20 protein-coding genes are annotated in these 25,321 nt (G+C 30.5%); 11 read left to right on the top strand and 9 right to left on the bottom strand.

What is annotated here, in order from left to right:
* Positions 1-7: 7 nt before the first annotated feature.
* Together gap and Q0945_RS13390 are read left to right on the top strand one after the other, a co-directional pair.
* Positions 8-1,009, top strand: coding sequence for a type I glyceraldehyde-3-phosphate dehydrogenase (gene gap / locus Q0945_RS13395; protein ID WP_299435416.1), 1,002 nt, complete (start codon positions 8-10; stop codon positions 1,007-1,009).
* An 82-nt stretch (positions 1,010-1,091) separates the two neighbouring features.
* Positions 1,092-1,943, top strand: coding sequence for an N-acetylglucosamine kinase (locus Q0945_RS13390; RefSeq protein WP_299435414.1), 852 nt, complete (start codon positions 1,092-1,094; stop codon positions 1,941-1,943).
* Positions 1,944-1,949: 6 nt separating this feature from the next.
* On the opposite strand, the gene Q0945_RS13385 is transcribed toward Q0945_RS13390, so the two are convergent.
* Entirely contained in the window at positions 1,950-2,330 is a 381-nt protein-coding gene (locus Q0945_RS13385) for a RidA family protein (protein ID WP_299435412.1), read from the bottom strand.
* Between the two features lie 19 nt (positions 2,331-2,349).
* Complete coding sequence (locus Q0945_RS13380) at positions 2,350-5,016, bottom strand: putative LPS assembly protein LptD (protein ID WP_299435410.1); 2,667 nt, start codon at positions 5,014-5,016, stop codon at positions 2,350-2,352.
* A 168-nt stretch (positions 5,017-5,184) separates the two neighbouring features.
* Here Q0945_RS13380 and Q0945_RS13375 point away from each other — a divergent pair, with 168 nt between their 5' ends.
* The 9 genes from Q0945_RS13375 to Q0945_RS13335 all read left to right on the top strand — a co-directional run bounded on the left by Q0945_RS13375 (position 5,185) and on the right by Q0945_RS13335 (position 16,204).
* Positions 5,185-6,549 (top strand): N-acetylmuramoyl-L-alanine amidase, encoded by a 1,365-nt coding sequence (locus tag Q0945_RS13375; protein WP_299435408.1) that lies wholly within the window; start codon positions 5,185-5,187, stop codon positions 6,547-6,549.
* 58 nt (positions 6,550-6,607) lie between these two features.
* Positions 6,608-7,570 (top strand): MlaD family protein, encoded by a 963-nt coding sequence (locus Q0945_RS13370; RefSeq protein ID WP_299435406.1) that lies wholly within the window; start codon positions 6,608-6,610, stop codon positions 7,568-7,570.
* Between the two features lie 12 nt (positions 7,571-7,582).
* A complete protein-coding gene (locus Q0945_RS13365; protein ID WP_299435404.1) occupies positions 7,583-8,905 on the top strand; it encodes a (Fe-S)-binding protein in 1,323 nt (440 codons plus the stop codon).
* Between the two features lie 95 nt (positions 8,906-9,000).
* On the top strand, positions 9,001-9,795 hold the full coding sequence (locus tag Q0945_RS13360; protein ID WP_299435402.1) for a (Fe-S)-binding protein: 795 nt from the start codon (positions 9,001-9,003) through the stop codon (positions 9,793-9,795).
* 14 nt (positions 9,796-9,809) lie between these two features.
* The gene (locus Q0945_RS13355; protein ID WP_299435400.1) at positions 9,810-10,292 is read left to right on the top strand and encodes an ABC transporter ATPase; all 483 of its coding nucleotides are present in this window, start codon (positions 9,810-9,812) and stop codon (positions 10,290-10,292) included.
* Between the two features lie 105 nt (positions 10,293-10,397).
* Positions 10,398-13,307 carry a glycoside hydrolase family 3 N-terminal domain-containing protein gene (locus Q0945_RS13350; RefSeq protein WP_299435398.1) on the top strand — a complete coding sequence of 970 codons (2,910 nt, stop codon included), beginning with the start codon at positions 10,398-10,400 and terminating at the stop codon, positions 13,305-13,307.
* A 16-nt stretch (positions 13,308-13,323) separates the two neighbouring features.
* Complete coding sequence (bshA, locus tag Q0945_RS13345; protein WP_299435396.1) at positions 13,324-14,463, top strand: N-acetyl-alpha-D-glucosaminyl L-malate synthase BshA; 1,140 nt, start codon at positions 13,324-13,326, stop codon at positions 14,461-14,463.
* Between the two features lie 7 nt (positions 14,464-14,470).
* A complete protein-coding gene (locus Q0945_RS13340; protein ID WP_299435394.1) occupies positions 14,471-14,899 on the top strand; it encodes a hypothetical protein in 429 nt (142 codons plus the stop codon).
* A gap of 123 nt (positions 14,900-15,022) precedes the next feature.
* On the top strand, positions 15,023-16,204 hold the full coding sequence (locus Q0945_RS13335) for an OmpA family protein (RefSeq protein WP_299435392.1): 1,182 nt from the start codon (positions 15,023-15,025) through the stop codon (positions 16,202-16,204).
* Positions 16,205-16,240: 36 nt separating this feature from the next.
* On the opposite strand, the gene Q0945_RS13330 is transcribed toward Q0945_RS13335, so the two are convergent.
* The 7 genes from Q0945_RS13330 to Q0945_RS13300 all read right to left on the bottom strand — a co-directional run bounded on the left by Q0945_RS13330 (position 16,241) and on the right by Q0945_RS13300 (position 25,289).
* A complete protein-coding gene (locus tag Q0945_RS13330) occupies positions 16,241-16,930 on the bottom strand; it encodes a hypothetical protein (protein ID WP_299435390.1) in 690 nt (229 codons plus the stop codon).
* The gene (locus Q0945_RS13325; RefSeq protein WP_299435388.1) at positions 16,927-20,295 is read right to left on the bottom strand and encodes a PQQ-dependent sugar dehydrogenase; all 3,369 of its coding nucleotides are present in this window, start codon (positions 20,293-20,295) and stop codon (positions 16,927-16,929) included. The genes Q0945_RS13330 and Q0945_RS13325 overlap by 4 nt, the downstream gene beginning before the upstream one ends.
* 118 nt (positions 20,296-20,413) lie before the next feature.
* A complete protein-coding gene (locus tag Q0945_RS13320) occupies positions 20,414-21,367 on the bottom strand; it encodes a glycosyltransferase family 4 protein (protein ID WP_299435386.1) in 954 nt (317 codons plus the stop codon).
* Positions 21,355-21,855 carry a WxcM-like domain-containing protein gene (locus tag Q0945_RS13315; RefSeq protein WP_299435385.1) on the bottom strand — a complete coding sequence of 167 codons (501 nt, stop codon included), beginning with the start codon at positions 21,853-21,855 and terminating at the stop codon, positions 21,355-21,357. The genes Q0945_RS13320 and Q0945_RS13315 overlap by 13 nt, the downstream gene beginning before the upstream one ends.
* Positions 21,846-22,757 (bottom strand): NAD-dependent epimerase/dehydratase family protein, encoded by a 912-nt coding sequence (locus tag Q0945_RS13310; RefSeq protein ID WP_299435383.1) that lies wholly within the window; start codon positions 22,755-22,757, stop codon positions 21,846-21,848. The genes Q0945_RS13315 and Q0945_RS13310 overlap by 10 nt, the downstream gene beginning before the upstream one ends.
* A gap of 17 nt (positions 22,758-22,774) precedes the next feature.
* Complete coding sequence (locus Q0945_RS13305; protein WP_299435381.1) at positions 22,775-24,499, bottom strand: N,N-dimethylformamidase beta subunit family domain-containing protein; 1,725 nt, start codon at positions 24,497-24,499, stop codon at positions 22,775-22,777.
* Between the two features lie 43 nt (positions 24,500-24,542).
* Positions 24,543-25,289, bottom strand: a complete 747-nt coding sequence (locus Q0945_RS13300) for a glycosyltransferase family 2 protein (RefSeq protein ID WP_299435379.1) — start codon at positions 25,287-25,289, stop codon at positions 24,543-24,545.
* Positions 25,290-25,321 lie beyond the last annotated feature (32 nt).

The raw sequence follows: 25,321 nt of genomic DNA, 5'->3' as shown, positions 1-25,321 counted from the left end.
TAGAAACATGTCAAATTTAAAAATAGGAATTAACGGATTCGGTAGAATAGGTAGATTAGTTTTCAGAACCACTGTAAAAAGAGGAGATGTAGATGTAGTTGCTATAAACGATTTATTAGATGTAGAACACTTAGCATACTTATTAAAGTATGACTCTGTTCACGGAAAATTTGATGGTACTGTTGAAGTAAAAGATGGTAACTTAGTTGTAAATGGAAAAACAGTAAGAATTACAGCAGAAAGAGATCCAAAGAGTATTGGATGGGATGCTGCTGGTGCAGAAGTTGTTGCTGAGTGTACTGGTATTTTTACAACTTTAGAAAAAGCGCAATTACATATTGATGGTGGTGCTAAAAAAGTGGTAATTTCTGCACCTTCTGCAGATGCGCCAATGTTTGTAATGGGAGTTAACCATACAGAAGCAAAAGCGTCAGATTTAATAGTATCTAATGCATCTTGTACAACCAACTGTTTAGCTCCGGTTGCTAAAGTATTAAACGATAACTTTGGTATAGAAGAAGCTTTAATGACTACTATTCACGCAAGTACTTCTACGCAATATGTTGTAGATTCTCCTTCTAGAAAAAATTATAGATTAGGTAGATCTGCAATGGCAAACATTATTCCTTCATCTACAGGTGCAGCAAAAGCGGTAGGTAAAGTTATTCCAGAATTAAATGGAAAATTAACAGGTATGGCCTTTAGAGTTCCAACACCAGATGTTTCTGTAGTAGATTTAACGGTAAGAGTTAAAAAAGAAACTTCTTACGAAGAAATTAAAAAAGTATTTAAAGCTGCATCTGAAGGTGCTTTAAATGGTGTTTTAGGATATACTGAAGAAGATGTGGTTTCTCAAGATTTTGTAGGAGAAGCACAAACAAGTGTTTTTGATGCTGGGGCAGGAATTGAGTTAAGCTCAACTTTCTTTAAAATCATTTCTTGGTATGACAATGAAGCTGGTTATTCTAATAAATTAGTAGATTTAGCACAACACGTAGCTAGTTTATAAGCATATAAATTATTTGTATAATTTTTTCCTAAAAACAAGGTTTATATCTTGTTTTTAGGATTGTTTTTTAAAAGTTCGTAATATGATATTAATTGTTGATAGTGGAGCTACAAAATCCGATTGGATAGCTTTAGATGAAAAAGGAGAAAAACTTTTCTTTACTCAAACTTTAGGATTAAGTCCAGAAGTTTTAACAAGAGATGTTATAGAGGATAGGTTAGCAAATAACTTTGAACTTTCAAAAAACAAGGAAGCTGTAACTCATTTGTTCTTTTATGGAGCAGGTTGTGGTACAGATCGTATGCGTATATTTTTAAAAGAAATATTTGCAGATTATTTTCCTAATGCAAAAGCAGATGTTAAGGAAGATACCTATGCAGCTATTTATGCTACAACAAAAATTGGAAATCAAGGAATAGTTTGTATTCTAGGTACGGGTTCTAATTGTAGTTATTTTGATGGACACCAATTATTTCAGAAAGTTACATCGCTTGGTTATATTCCTATGGATGATGGTAGTGGAAACTTTTTTGGAAGAAAATTAATAAGAGATTATTATTTTCATAAAATGCCGGCAGATTTGGGAATCAAGTTTAGTAAAGAATATAATTTAGAGGCCGATGTTATTAAAGATAATTTATACAAACAGCCTAATCCAAATACCTATTTAGCAACATTTGCTCGTTTTTTAATAGAGAATAAAGAGCATCCATATTGCAAAGGAGTTATAGATAAGGGATTTCAGCAATTTATAAATAACTATGTAATGCAATTTGAGTTAGCTACAAAAGTGCCAATTAACTTTGTTGGTAGTGTAGCATATTTTTTAAGAGAAGAATTAAAAACTGTTTTAGAAAGAAACGATTTAATAGTGGGTGTAATACGTCAAAAACCAATTGATGGTTTGGTGGAATTTCACAGACAAACTTTATAAAGTAGCTTATTTTACTGCAATCATAGAAATTTCAACATTTACAAATTTAGGTAAATTTGCTACCTCTATGGTTTCTCTGGATGGTGCTGTTTCCGGATTAAAATAAGTGCCATATACTTCATTTACATCTGTAAATTGGTTCATGTCATTAAGAAAAATAGAAGACTTAACTACATGCTCAAAAGTCATACCCGCTTCTTCAAGTATTGCTTTTAAGTTTTCCATAGATTGTTTAGTTTCTTCTTTTATATTACCCTCTACTAGTTTTCCTGTAGAAGCGTTTATTGGTATTTGACCAGATATATATAATGTGTTTCCGCTTAGTATTGCTTGGTTGTAAGGCCCTATAGGAGCAGGAGCTTTAGTAGTTGTTATTATTTTTTTCATCATAAATATTTTTAAATTACTATCTAACTCGTTGGCTTCTATTTTCCCATTTAAGATCTTTAAGAATAGAACTTTTTATACCAATAAAGAAATACCATCTTTTGTACTGGCCAAATGGTGTCCAGTTAAAACGTAAGGTAAAACTTTTTAAATCTCTTTCAAACCGTAATTGTGTAAGTGTAAACCCGTTGTTTTTAAAATCGTAACCAGAAGAGCCTCCAACTTTCCATCTAGGAGATAATTCTATATCTCCAGAGAACATTAAAGAGTGGCTGCTAAATTCATTTTGTCTTGCAGTATTGATATAATTGGCAGAGTAAGCCAAACGAAAATTCCATGGTATTTTTGTTCCAAAAATGGGATTGTCAACGTCATCCCCTTTTTTTTCATTATCATCTCTATATCTTGTGTCATTAAAATCGTCACCTTTTCCAAAAAGGTCGTCTGTTCTACCACCGCTAGATGCTACATAATCAAAAGGGTCTGGTTCTTCTTCTTCCTCTTCATCCTCTTTCTTTCCAAATGTTTTGCTATCAATAGAGTAAGATACATTTACATTAGCCCTGGTTAAACGTAATAAGCTACCACCATTATCTATATTAAACTTATTAAAACGTCTTCCGGTGTTATCAATAGCATAAGGATCAAGACCTGCCGAAAAGTTAATAGACATTTTATTGTCTAGAATATTAGTTCCTCCATTTACACTTAGAGGGTTCAATCTTAAGGAGTCTGACTCAAAATTATATCCTGTAGATATATTAAAATTACTCAAGATGGGTATTTTCTTAGCTTCGGTTGCAGTAGAATCTTTATCGGTTACTTTTGCTTCTAAGGTATTTGCTAAAGAAAAACTCAAACTATTAGATTTCCCTAAACTTGGACGACCAAATTGAGAGTTCTCAAACCTTGTAAACTGTACCGCGCCATCTGGACCAATATATTCATCATAAAATTGATCAAAAGAAGGGGCGTAGCCGTAATTTAAAGATGGTCGCATAACATGGCGTATGGCTTGTATTTTTTTATCTTCTCCAAAGTCAAAAGTTCCATAAAGAGTAGTTCCTATACTAGCACTTAAGCTATACTTGTTAAAGCGATCAAAACCACTAATAGTATCTGTTACTACCACTTCATTCTCAAAATCATAACTCTTATCTAATGTTTTAAGAGCCCAAACATCTTCATATCTACCGCCAAGACTTACACTAAAAAATTTTGCAACTTTAAAATTTGTGCTAATTGGAATAGAATGTTGTGCTCCAACCTTAGCATTGTCAAACATCTCACTTTTAAAAAAACTATCATCATCTGTTACAATCGTATTTCTTGCGTTAAGATTGTATTGAAAGTTTATATTTTGAATAATCCCTTTTTTTATACCGTCTCTTTTTGCAAAAGGAAAAATACGCTCCATGCTTGCTTGTAAGGTTGGTAACGTCATATTAATAACTTTTGTATTTGTGTTTTGGCTATGCGTAGCCGATAAACTCATGTTTATAGAAGGGTATGCAGGAAAAGTTTTAGAATAGGATATAGAGGATGATAAATTATTATTTTGCGTATTTGGTAAGTTTTGTTGTTGTAATGAATTTCTATAGTAATTACTACTACCAAGGTTTACAGAGGCAGAAAACCTAGAGTTTGGACTAGATTTTGTATCTTGAGAATGAGAAATTTGGATGTTATAATTTGAACTTCTACTATAATCATCAAACCCTTTTTGACTAGTTACTTGGTTTTCATACCTAATATTTACATTACCACGGTATTTGTATCTTTTTGCATAAACAGATTGGGTTCTTATACCATAACTTCCATTGGTGTAAAAACTACCATTAAAAGTAATATCTGCTACTTCTCCTATTGGTACATAATAGCCTAAATCTTGTAAAAAATAACCAGTATTAGGGTCATTACCAAAAGTTGGCATCATAATACCTGCAGATCGCCCTACGGTTAACGGAAAGTAAGCAAAAGGCAATGCAATAGGGGTAGGAACATCTGCAATGTATAAATTACTAAAACCTGCTATTACTTTTTTCTTTGGTACAAATTTGGCTTTTCTAATGCGAATATAATAATCTGGATTAATGGTATCTGAAGACGTAGTTAGTTTTCCTTCGCTTAGAAAGTAAACCGAATCGTTTTCTTTTTTTGTGATATTAGCATAAACTTTCATAGCATCACTACCTAATGATCCAGCAGCAGCCTGCTGTTCTGTTCTAGAATTCCAAATTAGTGCTTTTTGAGTGTCAAAATTAAACCGTATTGAGTCAGGAACCACTTCATTAGTTCCTTGTTTAAAAAATGGAGTTTGGGTATAATTTCCTAAAGAATCTTTTAATCGGCCGGCATATACTTCATTTTTTATATAATCCATTATTATAATACCAGCTTTAAGTTCTGTGTCTTGATAATAAATTTCCGCTTCGTTATATAAATATATTTTTTGGTCTTTTTGGCTAAGCTTTACATAGTCTTTTGCTTTGTAAGTTATTTTGTCTAACAAAAGAGCAGGCTTTTTATTTAGACTATCTTGGAGTATAGAGTCTCGTTCAATACTATCTATTTCTACAGGTATAGGAAAGAGTGGAGCTGTAATAGAATCTGCTTCGGCTTTAATAGGTAAAGTAATGACTTTGTCCTCCTGCGCATGCAAAGAAACTAGACTTAGAACTAGCAAGAAAAAGAAAAGTAAATAATGTTTATTTGATTGCAAGGCTATATATCCTATTTTTGTAAAAGGTTTGGCTCGACTTTTGGAGTTCAAACATACATATATTTTTTGTTCCTTTTGTATGGTATTACAATAAATTTAACCTTATTAGGAACTATTAATTAGAATACAAATATGAAATTTAAATTAATTTTTCTTTTACCAATAGCTTTTTTGGGTGTTTCTTTTTCTTCCTATGCCTTATTTAATGAGGTTTTACAAGAAGAAGACCCATTTATTATAGTTTTAGATGCGGGGCATGGAGGTCATGACCCTGGGAATTTAGGAAATGGATATTTAGAAAAAAATATTGCATTAAATATTGTTTTAAAGGTTGGAGCTATTTTAGAACAGAATAAAGATATTAAAGTAATTTATACCAGAAAGGATGATACTTTTATAGATTTATTTGTTCGCGGAGAGATTGCAAATAAGGCAAATGCAGACCTTTTTGTATCGGTTCATTGCGATTCTCATACTTCTGATGCGCACGGGGCAGGAACTTTTGTTTTGGGGCTGCATGCTAACAAACAAAATTTTGAAATAGCTAAAAAGGAAAACTCCGTAATTTATTTGGAAGATAATTATGAGACTAGATATGCTAATTATGATATTAATTCTCCAGAGTCAGTAATAGGGTTAACTATAATGCAAGAAGAGTTTTTAGATCAGAGTATTGCGTTAGCAAAAATTATGCAAGAAAATTTCTCTGTAAAATTAAAAAGGAATGACCGTAAAGTAAAACAAGCTGGTTTTATAGTGTTACATCAAACTTTTATGCCCAGTGTTTTAGTAGAAACTGGTTTTTTAACAAATAAAGAAGAAGGGGCTTACTTAAATTCTAAACAAGGACAATCTAAAATAGGAACAGCTATAGCTTCTGCAATTATAAAGTATAAGGAAGAGGTGCCTTCTAAAATTTCACAAAATACAACTATATCTTCCCCTGTAGATACTACCGATGTACCTGTTATAGAAGAAAAAATAAAAGAGGATCCAGAAAAAGTTATAGAAAAGGAGGTGCCTCAAGTAGAAAATAAAAAAGAGCCTATTGTTTTAAAAAAAGAGGAAGTTGCAGAAATAAAAGAAGTAGGGGGTATTATACCAACTAAAGAAGTTATTAGATCATCGTCTGGAGTAAGAACACAGGTAGAAGAAAAAGAAATTTCAGAGGAAAAAAAAGAAAAAGAAAAAGAAATAGAAACTCCTAAGCCAATAGTAGTTAAAAAGAATTATAGTATTATTTTTAAAGTACAACTGCTGGCTAGCGGAAAGAATATAGCTTTAGAAGCAGAAAATTTTAATGGACTAAATGATTTATCTAAAGAACCAGTTAAAAATTTGTTTAGATATATGTATGGGAATACAGAATCTTATCAGAAAGTAAAATTATTTAAGAAAAATGCCGATTTAAAAGGATACACTAGTTCATACATAGTAGCTTATAAAGACGGAGTTCGGATTCCTTTAGAAAAAGCTCTTGAGTACATATCTGAATAAAATTGCTAAGATCAAAAAAAATATTTCTAATTTTGTTAGGAACCCAAAACATATTCGTTTGAAACTATCTAGAGAAATTAAAACAGGAATAATTGTTATAGGAGGAATACTTTTATTTATAATGGGGTTTAGTTACTTAAAGTCCACACCGCTTTTTGATAATAATAATAAGCTTTATGCAATTTATCCTCATATTGGAGGTTTGCAGCCAGGAACCCCTGTTTCTATTAACGGCTTTTCTGTAGGAACTGTAAATGATATTCAGTTTAAAGATGGTATGGGTAATTTACTAGTAACTTTTACTGTAAATAAAGACTTTAGTTTTTCTAAGAATAGTAGAGCAGAACTGTATGATACTGGAATAATAGGAGGTAAGGGATTGCAAATAATTCCGGTTTTTGATGATGCTCCTATTGCAAAAACAGGAGATACCTTAACTACAGAAACAAGGCCAGGGTTAACAGAACTTGCACAGCAAAAATTAACACCATTATTTAAAAAGTTTGAATCTGCTGTAACGGATGCAGATTCTGTTTTATTAAATGTAAATAAAGTACTAGATAAAAAAACTAAAAAAGATTTGCAAACCGCTATTGCTGGTTTAAGCGATCTTATGGTTAGTTTAAACGGCAGTGCATCTGTCTTAAATAATATTTTAAAAAATAATGAAGGTAAGTTAAATGAATCTTTAACAAACTTTGAATCTCTTACCTCTAATCTAACAAGCATTACAGATTCTATAAATAATGCAGGTTTAGGAAGAACCCTTTCTAATCTAGAATCTACAGTCGCTAATTTAGATAAGTTAATGGCAAAAATAGATAGAGGAAATGGGACATTAGGAAAATTAATGAATAACGAAGAGTTGTACACGAACCTTAATAGTGCTTCTAAAGAATTAGATTTATTACTACAAGACTTTAGATTAAATCCTAAGCGATATGTTAATGTATCTGTATTTGGAAAAAAACAAAAAGAATACACCGTTCCGGAGGAAGACCCTGCGGAAAATATTGAATAACTGAGATTTTTTATGGAATATCTTTCAAATATTTTATTCGCAATCGTTTTAGTTGCGGGAATTGGATTTTTTACTAAAAACGTATTACGTCTTTCTAGAAACATAAAACTAGGAAAAGATGTAGATGTAAGTGATAATAAACCCCAACGATGGAAAAATATGGCCAAAATTGCACTTGGTCAAACTAAAATGGTGGTAAGACCTGTTGCTGGTTTTCTTCATATTATTGTCTATGCAGGTTTTATAATTATTAACCTTGAAGTTTTAGAAATAATTATAGATGGCCTTTTTGGTACCCATAGAATATTTGCTTCATTAGGGAGTGTATATAATCTTTTAATTGGCTCTTTTGAGATTTTAGCACTATTAGTAATAGTAGCTGTTGTTATTTTTTGGATTAGAAGAAATATTATTAGAATAAAGCGTTTTGTAAACCCAGAAATGAACGGATGGCCTAAGAATGATGGAAATATAATACTATATATAGAATTGGTATTAATGACTTTGTTCTTGACTATGAATGCTGCAGACTATCAGCTTCAACTACTAGATGTACCCCATTATGCAAAAGCAGGAGCTTTTCCAGTAAGTCAGTTTATAGCATCTTTATTTTCAGATATGTCTATCTCATCCTTAATAGTATTAGAGAGAACAGCATGGTGGTTACACATAATCGGAATTTTATGTTTCCTAAATTACTTATACTATTCTAAGCATTTGCATATTTTACTAGCATTTCCTAATACGTATTACGGAAGCCTAGAACCAAAAGGGAAGTTAAATAATTTAGAAGCTATAACTAAAGAGGTAAAATTAATGATGGATCCAAGTGCAGACCCTTTTGCTGCACCTGCAGAAGATGACTCAGTTCCAGAAAAATTTGGAGCATCTGATGTTAAAGATTTAAGTTGGGTACAATTATTAAATGCTTATACCTGTACAGAATGTGGTAGGTGTACCTCTTCTTGTCCTGCAAATTTAACTGGGAAAAAATTATCTCCTCGTAAAATTATGATGGATACCCGTGACCGCCTAGAGGAAGTGGGTAAAAATATAGATGCTAATAAAGGAGTTTTTGTAGATGATGGGAGACAACTCCTGGGAGATTACATAACTAAAGAAGAACTATGGGCATGTACTACTTGTAATGCTTGTGTAGAAGAATGCCCAGTAAGTATTAGTCCATTATCAATTATTCAAGACATGCGCCGTTATTTAGTAATGGAGCAAAGTGCTGCTCCAGTAGAATTAAATAATATGATGTCTAATATAGAAAATAATGGTGCGCCTTGGCCATATAATCAGATGGACAGGTTAAATTGGGTTGAAGAATAATAAGCAGTAAGGTTAAATTTTTAAAAATATTTGCTTTAAGCTTATTTAGTAATGTATTAAAAGAAACTTAAGCATTTATATAAAACGTTGATTTTATGAGTAATGATAAACTAAGGGTTCCTACAATGGGGCAATGTATGGCAGAAGGTAGGAAACCCGAAGTGTTGTTCTGGGTAGGTTCTGCTGGTAGTTTTGATGATAGAGCAAAGAAAATAACAAGAGCTTTTGTTAAAATTTTAAATAAAGCCAATGTAGATTTTGCTGTTTTAGGAACAGAAGAAAGTTGTACTGGTGATGTTGCTAAACGAGCAGGAAATGAATTTCTTTTTCAAATGCAAGCTTTAATGAATATTGAAGTTTTAAACGGATATGGAATTAAAAAAATAGTAACCTGTGATCCTCATTCTTATAATTGTTTAAAGAATGAATATCCAGGTTTAGGAGGTGTTTACGACGTTATTCATCACACCCAATTTATTCAAGATTTAATTAATTCTGGAAAATTAAATGTCACAGGAAGCCTTTATAAAGGAAAACGCATTACATTTCATGACCCTTGTTACTTAGGAAGAGCAAATAATGAATATGATGCGCCAAGAGAAGTCCTTAAAAAAACAGATGCAAATATTATTGAAATGAAAAGGAATAAGCAAACAGCATTATGTTGTGGAGCTGGTGGTGCACAAATGTTTAAAGAACCAGAAAAAGGAGATAAAGATGTTAATGTACTAAGAACAGAAGATGCACTTAGAACAAAACCAAACATTATAGCAACAGGCTGCCCTTATTGTATAACTATGATGACAGATGGGGTAAAAAATAAAGAAAAAGAAGATATAGTTAAAGTAATGGATATTGCTGAAATTATTGCAACTGCAGAAGAACTATAATATTAAAATAAAAAATGTTAGTAGATTTTAAAGAATTACCTAATTCGTCTAGAGTATGGATTTACCAATGTAGTAGGTCTTTTTCTGAGCAAGAATTAGTAGATATAAATAAAGATTTTAAAACTTTTATTGCGGATTGGACAGCACATGGAAGTGATTTAAAAGCAGGGTTTGAAATTAAATATAATAGATTTATAATCTTAGCATTAGATCAATCTTTAAACGCTGCTACAGGTTGCTCCATAGATGCCTCTGTGCATTTTATTATGCAATTAGAGAAAAAGTACGATGTGCTTTTACTGGACAAAATGAATGTATCATATAAGCAAGGAGAATATGTAGCATATAAACCTCTTATAGATTTTAAGAAAATGGCAAAAGAGAAAGCTGTTTCTTTAAAAACAATTGTGTTTAATAATTTAGTTACAAATAAAGGAGAGTATTTAGAACATTGGGAAGTGCCTGCATCAGAAAGTTGGCATAGTAGGTTTATGTAATATTCTTTTGGTATAGTACTTGCTTTATTATTTAAAACTACTTTTTAAAAAGAATAAAATGCAATAATGTAAATTCTTTTTAGTTATTTTCATACACAATTTTATATGCGTTTTAATCTAACCGTTTTTCTTCTATTTTTTTATTTCTTAAATGCGCAAGGGCAGTCTAACCCTTTAGTGTCTAGAGATAGTATGGCACAGCAAAGGTGGGTAAATCTTACCTACGAGAAGATGACACTAGAAGAAAAACTTGGACAACTCTTTATGGTTAGTATAGCTTCTAACCAAAATAAAGCAAGTATAGATAAAATAAAAGCCTTAATTAAAACTGAAAAAATTGGAGGTATTATATTTTCAAAAGGAGGGCCAGTACAACAAGCAAAACTCGCAAATAAATTTCAATCGTACTCAGACTTACCATTATTAGTAGGTATGGATGCAGAATGGGGTTTAGCAATGCGTTTAGATTCTACCTACGCATTCCCTTGGAACATGACGCTAGGAGCAATTAAAGATAATGCTATAGTAGAAAAAGTTGGTAGACAAATAGGAAAGCACGCTAAGCGTATTGGAGTGCATATTAATTTTGCCCCAGATATAGATATTAATACCAATCCTAAAAACCCTATAATAGGAAATCGTTCTTTTGGGGAAGATAAATTTAATGTAGCAGCAAAGGGTATTGCTTTTATGCAGGGAATGGAAAGTGCTGGTGTTTTATCAAGCGGTAAACATTTTCCAGGGCACGGAGATACCTCTGTAGATTCTCATTTAACATTACCTACCATAAATTTTACAAAAGAAAGATTAGATAGTGTGGAGCTTTATCCATACAAACAACTTATAAAATCAGGATTAAGTAGTATAATGGTTGCGCACTTAAATGTACCCGGATTAGAAATAAAAAAAAATTTACCTTCTTCTTTATCAGAACAAATTATAACTGGGATATTAAAAGAGAAATTAAAATTTAAAGGGTTGGTTTTTACAGATGCTTTAAATATGAAAGGCGTTTCTACGCAAGGAAAAAATGGTGATGTAGAATTAGCCGCATTTATGGCAGGTAATGATATTCTTTTAATGCCAACTGAAGTGCAAAAAGCAAAAGAGAAATTAATAAAAGCTTATAATAAAGGTAAATTTTCTGAAAACAGATTAGCATATTCTGTAAAGAAAATTTTATTGGCAAAATATAAAGTTGGTTTACATAACTACAAACCAATAGTAACCAAAAATTTATATAAAGACTTAAACGCATTAGAAGACGATTTAATTTATGAAGAGGCTATTGAGAATGCCATTACAGTAGTAAAGAATAAGTTTTATTTAATGGGTATTAAAAAACTTGAAAATAAGAAAATTGCCTATATAAAGTTTGGAGATGCAGACCATAAACCATTTTTAAACGAGCTTAATAAATATGCAAAAGTTATTCATATACAAGGAAACGATGTTGCAACGTTAAAAAAGAAATTAAAACCGTATAATTTAGTAATTATAGGGCATCACAGGAGTAATGAGAGCCCATGGAAAGCTTATTCGCTAACTAAAAATGAGAAGAATATTCTCAAAGAGATTAGTAAAGAAAGAGGTTCTAATGTAATATTAAGCGTATTTACAAAACCATATGCACTTCTTAATATAGATTTGAGTTTTATAGATGGTGTTGTAGTAGGATACCAAAATAGTAAAATTGCTCAAGAAAAAACTGCGCAAGTAATATTTGGAGCAATAGCAGCAAAAGGGAAATTACCAGTTTCTGCAAATGCTACGTTACCAGTTAATACTAGTGTGGAATTAAAGTCTTTAAGAAGGTTAGGGTATAGTATTCCGGAGAGAGTTGGACTTAGTTCTTCTAAATTAGCAGAAGTAGATAAATTAGTCCAAAATGGTTTAGATTCTTTAATGTTTCCAGGTGCACAAGTTTTAATAGCAAGAAAAGGGAAGGTTATATTTAATAAAGGGTATGGGAAACCTACTTATAAATCTAACGAAAAAATAACCCCTAATCATATTTATGATTTAGCTTCTGTGACTAAAATATTAGCAACGTTACCTATGGTAATGAAAATGGAGCAAGAGGGTAAAATTAAATTGAATAATACGTTTCAAGAATTAATACCGGCATACGCAGATACAGAAATAAAAAATGTTACCGTTTTAAAAGCACTTTCGCATTATGGAAGATTGCCAGCTTGGATAGCTTTTTATGCAAGTACACTAGACAAAAAAAGAAAACCATCTAAAGAATTTTATAGAGAACAAAAATTACCGGGTTTTTCCATAAAAGTAGCCGATAATTTATACTTGACAGATGCATATAAAGATTCAATTTATAACAGAATAGGAAGACAAGATTTAAAATCTAATAGATACCGTTATAGCGATGTTTCTTATTATGTTATGAAAAAATATATAGAAGATACATATAATAAGGGTTTAGATGAATTAGCATCAGATTTTATATATAAGCCCATAGGAGCTTTCCAAACGGGTTATAATCCATTAGAAAATCATTCTAAAAAAGAAATAGTACCATCAGAAGAAGATACGTATTATAGATACCAAACTGTGCAGGGTTATGTGCATGATATGGGAGCAGCCATGCAAGGTGGCGTAGGAGGACATGCAGGTCTTTTTAGTAATGCAAATGATGTCGCTAAGATTATGCAAATGTATTTGCAAAATGGATATTATGGAGGTGATAGGTATTTAAACTCTAGAACAGTGAAAAAATTTAACACTTGTTATTTTTGTGATAAAAATGTTAGAAGGGGAGTGGGGTTTGATAAACCACAATTGGAAAAGAGCGGACCAACTTGTGGCTGTGTATCTCGGAAAAGTTTTGGACATAGTGGTTTTACAGGCACTTATACTTGGGCAGACCCCGAAGAAGAAATAGTTTATGTGTTTCTTTCTAATAGAACATATCCTACAGCATCTAATACACTTTTAGTTAAATCTGGGTTAAGAACAAGGATTCAAAAGTTAATTTATGATGCTATTATAAATTAAAAGGTAGCTTTGTAAAATGAAGATAGCAATAGTATGTTACCCAACCTTTGGAGGTAGTGGTGTTGTAGCAACAGAATTAGGTATAGCATTAGCCAATAGAGGACACGAAATACATTTTGTAACCTATAGGCAACCAGTTCGATTAGAGCTTTTAAGTAACAATATTCATTTTCATGAGGTAAATGTTCCTGAATATCCTTTATTCCAATACCAACCTTATGAATTAGCATTATCTAGTAAATTAGTAGATACTGTAAAACTTTTTGGAATAGAGTTGTTACATGTACATTATGCGATTCCGCATGCATATGCTGGGTATATGGCAAAGAAAATGTTAGAAGAAGAAGAACTTTGCTTACCAATGATAACAACCTTACATGGTACAGATATTACATTGGTTGGTAAGCACCCTTTTTACAAGCCAGCGGTTACCTTTAGTATTAATAAATCTGATGTAGTGACTTCTGTTTCGGAAAATCTTAAAAAGAGTACTTTAGAACTTTTTAATATTAAAGGAGAAATAGAAGTAGTTCCTAATTTTATAGACAAAACAAAATACAAACCATCCTTTACAGATTGCCAACGTACTGCTATGGCAGAAGAAGGAGAAAAAATTATTACTCATATTAGTAATTTTAGAAAAGTAAAAAGAATTCCAGATGTAATTCATATTTTTAATAAAGTACAAAAAGAAGTTCCTTCTAAACTAATAATGGTAGGTGAAGGACCAGAAAGAGTAAAAGCAGAGGCTTTATGTGAAGAATACGGTATTACAGACAAAGTAATATTTCTGGGTAATAGTAATGAGATTGATAAAATTCTTTGTTTTTCTGACCTGTTTTTATTACCATCAGAAACAGAAAGTTTTGGTTTAGCTGCTCTAGAGGCTATGATAAATAAAGTTCCTGTAATATCTAGTAATACAGGAGGTATCCCAGAAGTTAATAGACATGGTGTTACTGGTTTTTTAAGTGATGTAGGAAACGTTTCTGAAATGGCAGAGAATGCTATAACGTTGTTAAGTGATGATGATAAGTTAAACACATTTAAACAAAATGCTGTTGCAGTAGCTAAAGAGTTTGATATTTTAAATATATTACCGCTTTATGAAGCTATATACCAAAGAGCATATGATACTAGATGTGAAAATAAATAATATTCTTATGAAAAATTTATTATTACTTCTTTTGGTATTTGTTGTATCGTGTAAAGGGCAGAAAAATATGATAACCTCTAAGGGGCCTATTGTTTTAATATTAGAAGATAATTATAGTGGATTAACCAAAGAAGATAATTTTATTATTAAAGACCAAAAAAGTTTAAAAAGCTTTTTTTTAAAAATTAATAAGACCAGAAAACCAGGAATTCCAGTTCCGACTATAGATTTTAAAAAAGAGACTCTAGTTGTTCTTTGTTCAGGAGAACATCAGAATACTTTAAATTCTGCTTTAGAATTAATTTTAGAAACGGATGAAGAGATACAATTAAAAACAATTTACAATAAAGAAAAAACTAAGGAAAAAGTTATTGTAAGTCCGTTTAAAATTTATAAAATACCCGTTTTTGATAAAGAAATAACTTTTAAAAAGTAGTTGTTTGTCTATTATTATTACCGTTAATCTTTCCAACGAATATCCTTGCTGTTAGAAGTTTATATTTTATCTAACATTCTGCTTTTCATAATTTTACGGACGATAAGTTCCAAAATCTTAATTATGAAAAACATTAAAAACTATATACTAATTGTTGCGCTTCTTTTATGTACGCCAATTTTTGCGCAAGAAGAATTAAAATTAACAGAGAAAGATAGTATTGTAAAAAGTTCGTGGATGCTAGGGTTAGGATACAATTTTGTAGATGATTCTGGTGATGTTGCAGATGGTCTTTTTAATTTTAAAGAAGAGTGGAATGGATTAACTTTTCCTAATAGATTAAGTATAGGCCGTTATTTTAAAAGTGGAGTAGGGCTAGAAGCAATAGTATCTTACAATAAATATAAAGAAGGTAAAGTAGTTGATGGGGTAATAGTAACAGATGTAACTGATTACTTAGGCTTTGATGCTCGAGTTTCTTATGATTTAAATAAATTGTTTGGAGAAACAGCTTGGTTTGATCCTTATGTAGGTGCAGGTTTAGGATACACAGATGCTAACAATGTTGGTAGGGGTACCTATAATGCAATAATAGGTTTTAGAACTTGGTTTTCTGATAGGGTAGGTTTAGATTTTAATTCTTCAGGAAAATGGGCTATAGGTTCTAATGGAGCAACTAATCATTTGCAACACTCTGTTGGAGTTGTATATCAATTTGGAATAGAGAAAGGTTTATCTAAAAAAGGAGAAGAAAAATTGGCATTAATTGAGGCTCAAGAAAAAGAGAAACAACGAGTAAATGATTCTATAGCTACTGCAAATAGAATTAAAGAAGAAATGCTGTTAGCAGAAAAATTAGCTAAAGAAAAAGAGGCTGCAAGATTAGCAGCTATTGAAAAAGAGAAAATTGAAGAAGCTAAAAGAGTACGTAAGGCTATGTTGCAAGATAAAATAAAAGATTTTGGCCTTGTATACTTTAGTTTAAATTCCTCTTATATAAATAGAAACTCTAGAAAAGTATTAGAGTCCTTAGCAACTTTATTAAAGGAAACTTCGGATTTAAATTTAACGATTGCATCGCATACCGATTCTAGAGGATCTTCGGGTTATAATAAAGAGCTGTCTCAAAGACGTGTAAAAAACACTAAAGAGTATTTAATTAAACAAGGTGTAGATTCTTCTAGACTTATTACAAAAGCATATGGAGAAGAAAAGTTGTTAAATGATTGTGGAGATGGTGTTTATTGCCCAGAAAGTAAACACAAAGTAAATAGACGTTCTGAATTTCTTGTTTTGGGGTATTAGTAAAAAATCAAGTTTTCAATTTTAATGTTAAATATTTTATTCAACATTAAAATTGAAAATCTCTGAAAAAGATTCATTTCCTGTTGAGTCTTTCGTTTTTATTTGCCAATAATAAGATGTTTTTGTTTCTATAGGAACTGAGTTTAAAATGTTTTCTTTTACAGATTCCAGATGTAATTTAGGAGGGTTTTCTGTTCCAAAATATACATCATAAGATTCTATATTATTGTCTATATCACTAGATTCCCAATTTAAACTTATTGTAGGGCTAAATACAACGTTAGCTTCTGAGACTGGAGAAATGGCTGAGGCAGGAAATGGTATATAATTTTTAATACTTGGACCAGCATTATAGAAAAACCATTTTTCAGTTTCTGTTTTAAAATTATTGGGAGTTATACTTACAATAGACCAACTATATGCAACACCTCTATTTAATTGTATTTGGGCTTGAAAATTTTTACTCTCAATTATTTGTGTCGTATTTAAAAATAAGTTAGTAAGGTGTATTTCATAGGTTTGGTTTGTGTAACTATCTGACCATTTAAAAGTAATCTCACTTTCTGTGTTAGATATAATATTTCCTGTATTGCATTCTGAATTTTGCTCTGGAAAAATTAATTTTACAGAATTATCAGTATTAAGCTTTTCGAATAAATCTTTATCAGGTTTACATGAGAATTGAAAAATTACTAAAACCAGTATTAAATGTAATTTTTTTATCACTTTTTTATTAATTTAAAATTTGAAATATTATTTTCGTTAATTATTTTTAAAAAATAAAAACCTTTTGAAAGCTGAGAGGTATTTATTGTTTCAAGTTCTCTAATGTTGTTATTTATATATGTTATAACTAATTTTCCAGAACTATCGTAGAGGTATATTCCTTTTTTTGTTTTTGAATTAGTCTTTCCTAGATTAATATTTATTTCATCATTAAACGGGTTAGGAAATAGTATTGTTTCATCTACTAAATATATAGTTTCCTCATGTCTACCTTGACAATTTTTATCAGTAGAAATTTTAATAATATTTTCTTTTTTATTTAAAGGAATAGTTATTTCTGATTTATTTGTAGTTATTATCTCATTGTTTACTAGTAAATTGTATTTATTGCTTCCGGACATTTTCAAGGTAACACTATTTGTAATGTTATTAAAAGTTGAATCTACTATTAATTCATCTGGTTCTGTTATACTCGCTGTATAGCAATTTTCATTGTTAGTGTCAGTAATACATAATTGGTAGTCACCACTAGCTAATTCACTGATTAATATAGAATCTGTAAAAGAATAACTATTTAAAGTACCCTCTTTAATTATAGTAGCAGTATAAGTCCCTGTTGTTTTAGAAATTATTTCAATTTCGCCATTTTTTTCATTTTTACATATATTGCTTGAAGTAGAAATAGTAAAGTTGCTATTGTTAGAAGTAGCTATTTCACAACCATTTAAATCTACTATTGCATTTTTTGGTGTATTTGGACACAAATCTATGTTGTTTGTAATACCATCATTGTCTTCATCCAAAATAGAGTTAACAACGTTTAATGTAAAACTTTCAGAACATCCTTGACTAGAAACAAAGGTGTATATTCCGGAATTAGAAGAGCTAACATTACCTAGATTATAATCTCCATTTACTATTGTTTGGTTTGGCAATTCAATAGTAAAATCTAATCCATTGGGTAAAATACTTAAAACTATTTCAGTGCCAGCTTCAATAGTCAAAATTTGTTCGTTACTTTCCCAATTTCCATTTACCCTGTATTCTGTTATAATACTATCTTTAGAGCAATCTAGATTTAATCCCCATTCTGCAACATTTGAAGCAGCAGTGATACCTGCCACACTGAAATTACCTCCAACATATAGGTTTGAATTATTTGAGTTAAAAACAATAGAGTTAATTTGAGAATTGGTTCCCACAGAAGTTCCTGTACCTAAACCTTGCCAACCATTAGAATCGCTCCACCTTGCAATATTCCTAACTATTTTGTTTACATCTGTTATATCAGATGCTGTTTCAAAGTTTCCTGCTGCATAGAGGTAGGTGCCATCATGTTGTATGCTATTTACATTACCACTTAAACCATTACCATAACCAAACCACTCGTTAGTGTTTCTGTCCCATCGAGCTATTCTATTAACAGTTTTTTCTCCAGCTAAGGAAAAGTTACCTCCTGCGTAAACATTGTTCGAATCAACTATAATTGATTGCACAAATCCACTTGTCCCGTCACCTAATGTTGACCATGTAGAGCCATTCCAAGTAGCAATTCTAGAAGCAGTATTACCGCCAGCACTATCAAAATTACCTCCTATAAAAATTAAGTTATTCTCATCGATAGCAATTGCCCTAACTTCATTATTTGTTCCAGAAATACCAGAATTAGAGTCAGTAAGCGGTAGCCAAGATGAAGAGTTCCACATAGCTATATTGTTTAAAGTTGTTGTACCTGAACTTGTAAAAGCTCCTCCAATATATACATTATTATTTGTGTCAATTTTAATTTTAGATACTGGTCCGTTAACACCATTACCTAAACCTAGCCAATTAGTACCATTCCAAACTGCTACATTTGAGACAGTAACACCATCCACATTAGTAAAGTCACCTCCAACATAAACATTGCCATTAGTTGCAACAGCAATTGTATTTACTTTTCCATTTGTGCCATCACCTAGTGAAGACCACCCATTTAATGGGTGGTAAGTAGTTATATTGTTAGCTATTTCTCCTCCAGCTGTTGTAAATTCACCACCAACATATATTGTTTCGTTAAAAAATTCTATAGCTTCTACAATTCCGTTTGTACCTTCGCTTATATTATTCCAACTTCCATAACCATTAATCGTATTAGTTAGTGGTCCAGAATTTCCGCCAACAATTTTATAAATTTTACTGCTAGTGCCATAATCACTAAAATATAACTCACCAGATTCATCTAATCCAAAACTAGAAACGAATTGACCATTAGTTCTAAATAATAATTCTGAGGTTGCTTGTCCTGTAGAGGGGTCGTAAGATAGAGCCCATACTCTTCCTGAAATATAATCTCCATAAATATATTTTCCTTGTAAGGAAGGATTGTTACTCTCTCCTTTATACACATATCCTCCAGTAATAGATAAATCGCCATTATTATGATCATAATAAAAGGTAGGCTCTGTCCTAGGATTGGTTATTAAGCTAGTAGAACTGTCATAAACATTATTACCTTCATAGGCATTCCACCCATAATTTCCGCCTTTTTCAATTAAATTTATTTCTTCTATAGCATCTTGACCTACATCTGCTCCCCATAGTCTATTTGAGTCTGGGTCGAAAGAAAATTTCCATGTGTTTCTAAAACCCCATGCATAAATCTCATCTAACCCACTTAGGCCAATTCTAGGGTTATCTAATGGGATTTCATAATTACCATTCGGAAGAGCTGAATTAGATTCTAAAGGATTATTACCATCAATATCAATATCAATTCTAAGAATACTTCCAAATGGACTTTCTAAATTTTGTGAATTTTTATTTGGGTCCCCAGCTCCTCCGCCATCTCCAATAGAAATATATAAATAACCATCTGGTCCAAATTCTATTTTGCCGCCATTGTGGTTAGAGTTATTTTGATTTTTATCAAAGCTAAAAATTTCTAATCCGCTATTTGAGTCTGCTATGTTAGGGTTTGATGAACTGGTTGAATATCTTTCTAAAACCATTTCTACCTCAATACCGGGTATATCACTTTGTCTAGTATAGTATACATAAAAATAACCATTTTGTGAATAATTTGGATGAAATGCTAGCCCCAACAAACCTACTTCTTGTCCTGAAGAAAAATTAACAAGGTTACTAATATCTAAAAATGTATTTAGTTGTGCAGAAGTGATAGAATTATCATTTGGAAATACTTTAATTCTTCCTGCTTGTTCCACAACAAATATCCTGTTTGTTCCATCTTTTGAGTTTTGAATTTCAACAGCGAATTCAAAATTTAAATTAGGGAAAACCTCTTCATATGTAACTTGCGCACAACAATAAGTAGTTGAATATACTATGAAGAAAAAAAAGAAACCAAATTTAAAATTGAACAAATTAAAAAAATTATACACTTTTATTTATTATTGGTTAATTAAATATATTAAATATACGTGTAAACCAAGTTTTTGGACTATAAAAGAATAAAATTTTCACTATGCATTCATATAGGAATTAATATGAAGAATAACTTATTTTTTTTGAAACTCCTATATGAATACAAGTTAATATAAAAAATGTAATACAAGTACCAATTATTTGATTCCAAAAACTTAAAGGTTCTAATAGATAAACTGGGACCACTAATAATAACTGAAGAATAGCATAGGATACTGAAACTTGCAAATGTGACAGACTTGTGTTTTGAACAAGTTTTTGATACAAATGTGACTTGTGCGGCTTAAAAATATTGTCTTTTTTTAAGATTCGTTTTATTATTGTTATTATTCCGTCCGTTAAATAAATACCAATGAACAATAGTACGCTTGGGGTATTATTTTTAATTAAAAGGTTAAGGATTAAAAATATTACTGCTAAAGCTATTGAAATACTACCTACATCACCAGCAAAAAAAAGTGCTTTCTTTCTAAAATTATAAAAACCAAAAACTATAATAGAAAGAATTAAGTAAATGATTAAATTGGGATTTAGAATTTCTAGTTTTAGATTTAATAGATATATTCCAAGTAATGATGAAAGACTACACAGGCCTGTTATTCCATTTATTCCATCCATAAAGTTGTATATATTTAATATAGCAACACTGGTTATTAATGTGAATAAAATAATAAGGGTAGAGTTATCGAATAAATCAATTTCTAGAAATAATAAACTTATTGCAATAAAATGAATTATTAATCTAATTTTAAAACCTAGAGTAATTATATCATCAATAAAACTTATTAAACTAACTAGTAATGCTCCAAGTATGAAATATGGATATTGATAGTCTGAAATAAAATAAAATAAAATAATAGAAAAGAAAAATACAATACCACCTCCTCTGATTGTTGGGTTACTGTGTGAACTTCTTTCATTTGGTTTGTCTATTATATTATTTTTTTTCGCAACAATTAAATATGCTTGAGCAAGTACAAAAAGAGAAGTGAAAATTATTAAATAATGCATCTTTTATTTTTTTTGTATGTAAGTTGTTCTTCCCAATTTGTCCATTTTTTAGATTCAAATCTAAAATCATCATCAATATTAGAATTAAGTTCATAATTTGAAAAAACAAGTAATTGAGAATTGTCTTCAAGAGCTCTAAATCCATTTGCATACCCGTTTGGTACTTCTAAGATTTGGGATTTTTCTTCAGAAAGTATAAAATTATTAACAGTTAAATTGTTACTAGGGTTTTGAAAATTATCAATTTTAACAAGCCTTAGGTCAATTTTTCCTTTAATACAATAAAACCATCTTTTTTCAATTTTATGTGCTTGCCATGCTCTTATTGTTTTTGTATTCGCATTTGTAATTATGTAAAACCGTTTTACGGGGTTTAAATTTAAATCATTAACAAATGAAATATTTCCTCTTTCATCTGAAAAGACTCCTCCTTTTATTAATTTAGCATTAGTTCCCATATTAAATATTATATTATTTTTTATAGCCATATCTCAGAATGTTTTAATACTTCTCTAGGGCTCCAACCCAGTTTTTTTGCAGAACTTATATCATATGTAAGATTACTTGTCATTTTCTTAAGCTTATTAGAAGAAAATGGCATCTCTTTACGCGTAATGAATGATAATGTGTCTCCAAAAATTGCTATTAATTTTGCTATGAATAAAGGTATGTTAATTACCTTTTTTGATTTTTTCTTACCAATTAGTTGGGATAGCTCTAGAAAATTTGGGTCATAACCATCTGTTAAATTAAAAATACCTTGGTCATTTATTAGCGTACTAGAGAAATCTGCAATATCTTCTGCTAACACCATAGATCTTCTAGCTTTACCGCCAGCAATATTTGCGTATTTGTTATTTTCTATTCCTTTAATCATCTTTAAAAGATTACCGGGGGCATTTTTACCTATTATTAAAGGAGGTCTTATTATAGATATTAGATTATTATGTTTCTTTCCCCATTCTAAGATTAAAGACTCCGCCTGAATTTTACTTAGCCCATAGGGGTCTTTTGCTAGCAGACTACTATTTTCTTTAATTAATTCTCCCGTATCTACTCCATAAACGGCAACTGTACTAATATAAATAAAACTTTTAGGCTTATTTTGAAGTTTAGAAAGTCCTTTTAAAAGATTGGAAGTTCCATTTAAGTTGACATTAAAAAAATCTTCTTTTTCTGAATTAGTTTTAGGTACAATATGAGCTTTACCTGCAGCATGAATGACTACATCTATTTTTTGATTAAAGAGAGGAATGTTATTTGCTAAATCACATATAATATCATTATCATTGGATCTCCCTAAACGTATTATTTGGTTATTATTTCTTTTCCAAGTTTCACAAAAATGTGATCCTAAAAAACCATTAGCGCCGGTTATTAGTATATTCATTATTTTCTAATAATTTTTTATTGTATTTCCCATTTTTTTGCTCCAAATTTTTGGAGAATGTTATGAGTTATTTTTTCAGCAAAATTATTTTTTCTTGAATTCCTTAATTGGGGGACACCATAATCGTCTAGTCCCCATGACCATTGCATGGATCCAGTTGAGAATACTTTTGCGCCACTTTTAGCTTTATAAATAGTCATATTTGATGCACCTTTTGTAGGAATCGTTTTATTCATTTTTTTTAAACTATTATATAACCATAATCCAAATAACACTATAACAGAAATGACAGAGCTGACTAGTAATACTAAAGAATAGTTTAAATATATTTTAAGAAAATAAATAAATATTGTAATGAGTAAGATATAAATAGAAATACTAGTAATAGGTATTAACTTTTGCGGAATTTTAATTTTTGTTAATATGTTTTCTAGTTTTCTTTCCAATGTTTTTTTTGTATTTTTTAAAATAAACTGATAGTTATTCTTCAATAAATTCTCTCCCTTTGTTTTTGTTAAAACACATATGTTTTCCGGTGAATCATCAGTAATTCCATCAATTTCATACCCAAGTAACCCAGGTATTGTATCACCATTTTTTAGATTGGTATTATTAAAGATCCAATGGGAAGAATTGTTTACAATTATATCCCCATCAACTGGATCCATAAAATGTTGAACTCCAATAAAAGAGGCTTCAGGATTTTCTACAGGATAATCTCTAAAATTTACAGTACAGTATTCATTTTTTATAGGGTCAATATCTACATCTTTATAACAAACAAGAGTTTTGTATGGCTCATTAGAGAGAGTACTCGTTTCTAATCTAACTTGCCAAAACATGGTATTTGATGAGAAAAAAGTTATGTTGCTTCCTGTATCTCGTAGTTTAGTTACATTATCTCGCATTTCTTTGGACCAATACTCATCATGTCCATGAGACATAAAGATACTTGATTTGTCTTTAATGTTGTCTCCAATATGTGTGTCAATGTTAGTAATATATGATACGTCATAATTATTTTTTTCTAGCCATCTAACCATATTATAATCCCAAGAAGCAGGACTTATAGGATACATCTGTGTAGTTATTGGTTGAATGTTAGAGAAAAATTCACCTGCACCAACCCCCAATTTTGCTTCAGGAGTATTACTACAAGCATATGGTCTATTAAAAGAAACCTTGCTAGCCCTATCTCCATAAATAGTTCCCCATTTTTTTATAGAACCACTTCCCCAATCGTATAAAGATTTGCCTCCCCAATAATTATAAGCTTGGTATGTTGTAATAGGTAATTGAAAAAGTATATCTGGAGTATAATTATCATTTCTTACAACGAAGATTACATAGCTTTGTTTGTTGTTTTTTAACTCTTCAAGTTTTAAGATATATATGCCAGTTGTCCAAGAGTTAGCAATTGTAATATTATGAGGGTTTTTCCAATTACATTCTACAATGCCATGTTCATCTGGTAGAGGAGTTTCTTGTTTTTGACCGTTTAAAGTTACTGCTGGCATAACGCATCTTCCTCCTAATCCATTGTACCAACCCATTCTAAATAAAGTAATATTAAATTTCTCAGATTTGGTATTTACGTATATAGATATATATTCACCAGTATTTACACTAGTTTTGGATGCGTATCCTTCAATTTCTCTTTTTGTAGCAGGATTTGTTAATTTCCATTCTTTAGATCCTGTTAATAAATTTTCTTGTAGTACTGGGTTAATTTTGCTCTCCACTTTTTAGTATTTATACAGGTAAAATATTTTATTAAAAATTAAATTAAAAGAATTGTTTTAGTTTGGGTACTAATCTGTAAACTGAATACATAAAATTTACAGGAATTTCATTTTTTTTAAATGCTTTTATACATTCTTTATTTCCTTGGTATATGTTTTTTAAGCTTTTGTTTGTGGCACCTCCTAAACGCATTCTCACCATTGGAAAATTTATATAACTAGATTTAATTTGATGTTTTTCTAAAAAACGTAACATTAATTCAAAGTCTGCAGCCAATCCGTATTCTAAATCAAAATAACCAAATTTCTCGTAAATTTCTTTTTTTACAAAAAAAGTAGGGTGAGCAGGATGCCATCCAGTTTTAAATCCTTTTTTTTGATTATAAGCCCCAGTAATCCATTTCCTTTTTATAGTTTTTGGGTCGTTTTGTAAAACGTAGTATAAATCACCAAATACACAATCTACATTAGTTTCTTTGAAAGTTTTTACAATCATATCAATTACTTCTGTAGAGTTGTAAAAATCATCCGAATTCAATATCCCTAAAATCTCCCCAGTCGCATTTTTTAAGCCCTTATTCATAGCATCATAAATGCCGTTGTCAGCTTCGGAGATTATTTTAGTAATTCTATTTGGAATACTTTTAATTTCAGAGACCGTATTATCTTTTGATGCTCCATCTATAATTATATGTTCAATATTTTGATAGGTTTGAGTATGAACACTGTTTACACAATCTTTTATATATTTTTCACTATTATATGTTCCTGTTACAATGCTTACTTTCATAATTTTTTATACTGTATAACCTTTATCGTAAT

This window comes from uncultured Maribacter sp. (assembly GCF_947500405.1).
Classification (GTDB): domain Bacteria; phylum Bacteroidota; class Bacteroidia; order Flavobacteriales; family Flavobacteriaceae; genus Maribacter_B.
This window is presented reverse-complemented; position numbering and strand designations above follow the sequence as displayed.